The 2,760-nt window shown below is 53.0% G+C and carries 4 protein-coding genes; all 4 read right to left on the bottom strand.

Annotated elements, in window-relative coordinates:
- Positions 1 to 223 (bottom strand): cytochrome c oxidase subunit 3 (locus BLP78_RS14960; RefSeq protein WP_176752892.1); only part of this gene is annotated, 223 nt, incomplete at its 3' end.
- Positions 224 to 268: 45 nt separating this feature from the next.
- Complete coding sequence (locus tag BLP78_RS15700; protein WP_176752891.1) at positions 269 to 424, bottom strand: hypothetical protein; 156 nt, start codon at positions 422 to 424, stop codon at positions 269 to 271.
- Between the two features lie 21 nt (positions 425 to 445).
- Positions 446 to 2,023 carry a cytochrome c oxidase subunit I gene (gene ctaD / locus BLP78_RS14955; RefSeq protein ID WP_090460541.1) on the bottom strand — a complete coding sequence of 526 codons (1,578 nt, stop codon included), beginning with the start codon at positions 2,021 to 2,023 and terminating at the stop codon, positions 446 to 448.
- Between the two features lie 470 nt (positions 2,024 to 2,493).
- Positions 2,494 to 2,760, bottom strand: a 267-nt coding sequence (locus BLP78_RS14950) for a c-type cytochrome (RefSeq protein ID WP_143002982.1), incomplete at its 5' end; no start/stop codon positions are given.

The raw sequence follows: 2,760 nt of genomic DNA, 5'->3' as shown, positions 1-2,760 counted from the left end.
GCTTATTGAACTTGCCGCTCTCGCTTTCCCGCGCCACGGTGCGAAACCAGCCGAACAGCATGTAGAAGAGTATGGCAAAACCCAATGTCAGCATCCCATAGCCCGCTGGAATCTTGTTGACCGAGAATGCCGCGCCAAACCCCATGAATAGCAGCGCTATCGACCCGGTCATAGGCCAGGTCGATGGCGCTGGAACGTAATAATTGCTTCCTTCCTGGCTCATGCCTTCTCTCCCGCTTGCAATTTATCGATTATTGCCAAAATCGGATCAACAACAGTAAGCTTGCCACAAATAATACGTCACCGGTAACACCAGGGAGAAAGCAAGCACGGACAATGCTGTTCTGATCGATGCCTGCTTTCTCTCGATATCTGCGTTTTCGGTAATATCCATGTCTTCGGACATGTTCATATGCTCTGACATATCGCTCTCCTGTCTCTGCGGTTATTTCATCACGGGCGGTACCGCGAACGTATGATAGGGTGCCGGAGACGGCAGGGTCCATTCCAGGGTTTTTGCACCGTCCCAAGGCTTTGCCGGTGCTTTTTCACCCCCGCGGATGCACTTCAGGACTACGTAAAGGAACAGCAATTGCGTGGAGCCGAAACCAAATGCGCCTATGCTGGAAATCATGTTGAAATCGGCGAATTGGAGTGCGTAGTCGGGAATACGACGCGGCATGCCCGCCAACCCCAGGAAATGCTGAACAAAGAATGTGAGGTTGAAAAAGATCATCGACAGCCAGAAATGCCATTTGCCCAATGTCTCGTCATACATGTGTCCGGTCCATTTCGGCAGCCAGTAGTAAGTCCCGGCAAATATGGCAAAGAGTGACCCCGATACCAGCACATAGTGGAAGTGTGCAATCACATAGTAGGTATCCTGCACTTGGACATCGATCGGCACGATCGCACAGACGACTCCGCTGAACCCGCCGATCACGAACAGGAAAATGAAACCGATGGAAAACAGCATGGGTGTTTCGAAGGTCATGGAACCGCGCCACATGGTGGCGGTCCAGTTGAACACCTTCACACCGGTGGGAACCGCAATCAGCATGGTGCCATACATGAAAAACAACTGCCCAGTCACCGGCATGCCCGCGGTGAACATATGATGAGCCCAGACGATGCAGGACAGGATGGCAATCGAGGCGGTGGCATACACCATCGAGGAATAGCCGAACAATGGCTTGCGCGCAAAGGCCGGGATAATTTCGGAAACGATGCCGAACGATGGCAAAATCATGATGTAGACTTCGGGATGGCCGAAGAACCAGAAGATATGCTGAAACAATACCGGGTCACCGCCGCCCGCCGCATTGAAGAAGTTGGTGCCGAAGTTGCGATCCGTCAGCAGCATGGTGATGACTCCCGCCAGCACCGGCATTACCAGAACCAGAAGATAGGCGGTGATGAGCCAGGTCCATACGAACATCGGCATCTTCATCAGTGTCATGCCCGGCGCCCGCATGTTGAGGATAGTGGTGATAATGTTGATTGAACCCATGATGGAAGAAGCGCCAAGGATATGAATGGCGAATATCATCATATCCATGCCCATGCCCATCTGCACCGACAGCGGCGGATAAAATGTCCAACCACCGGCAGCCGCGCCGCCGGGCACGAAGAACGAGGTAATTAGCAGTAAAGCCGCCGGAGGCAATAGCCAGAAACTCCAGTTGTTCATCCGCGCAAAAGCCATGTCGGGCGCCCCGATCATCATCGGTATCTGCCAATTGGCAAAACCGACGAATGCCGGCATGATGGCCCCGAATACCATTATCAGACCATGCATGGTCGTCAACTGGTTAAAAAACTCCGGATTGACGATCTGTATGCCGGGTTGAAACAACTCGGCGCGGATGGTCAGCGCCATCACACCCCCGGTCAGGAACATCAGAAAGCTGAACCACAGATACATCGTGCCGATATCCTTATGGTTGGTCGTAGTCAGCCAACGCATCATGCCGGTCGGATGGTGGTCGTGCGCGTGTGCAATATCGTCTTGTACTGCCGCCATAATTGTCTCCTTGATGCTGTTTTTTAAAATGTACCGTTGATGGGAAGCGGCCGGCACATCAAGCCGCGGGAGTGATCGTCACAGGCATGCACAATGCCGCTATATCGCAACGATTGCGGTTGCAATGTCGTGGCGTGCGCGCCATGTGTCCTCCTTGATGCTATTTTCTGAACTGGTTGATTTCCGATGGCTGCACCACGTCTCCTGCGGTATTTCCCCAGGCATTACGTTCGTAGGTGACCACCGCCGCGATTTGTACATCCGACAGGTGCTTGAACCTAAATCCGGTAGTTGACCGCTCATTTAATAGATCAGTGTCATGATTAATAACAATATTTCATATTATTTAACGCTCACCTTCCAGGTGAGGGCGCTACGGGGTAAATTGCACAGTTTTTGAGGCACATGGCTGCGTTGCAACTCCTTGGAATGGAACGACCATTCCGCGTCGTTGCGCCTTGCCCTGCACCTCAAAACCCGTACACTTCACCCCGTCCAACTACCGGATTTAGGTTGAATGCAGCCATTGCTGTGCCGGTCTTGCCATTCATGACAATGTCGACATGGTCGGCCTTGGGACCGTTGGCGATCTTCGAGCCGTCCAGCGCGGCAAAGGTCCCGGGTATGCCCTGGCCATTGGCTTGATGGCAGGCAACACAGTTGGCGGCATAGACTTTCTCGCCTTCGGCTTTCAGTTCTTCCGCCGTAAATACTTTGTTCACGTCCTCGGTCGCCGC

The organism is Nitrosospira sp. Nsp1 (assembly GCF_900100985.1).
GTDB lineage: Bacteria > Pseudomonadota > Gammaproteobacteria > Burkholderiales > Nitrosomonadaceae > Nitrosospira.
The sequence above is the reverse complement of the archived record's forward strand: the minus strand, read 5'-3'. Positions and strand labels throughout refer to the sequence as shown.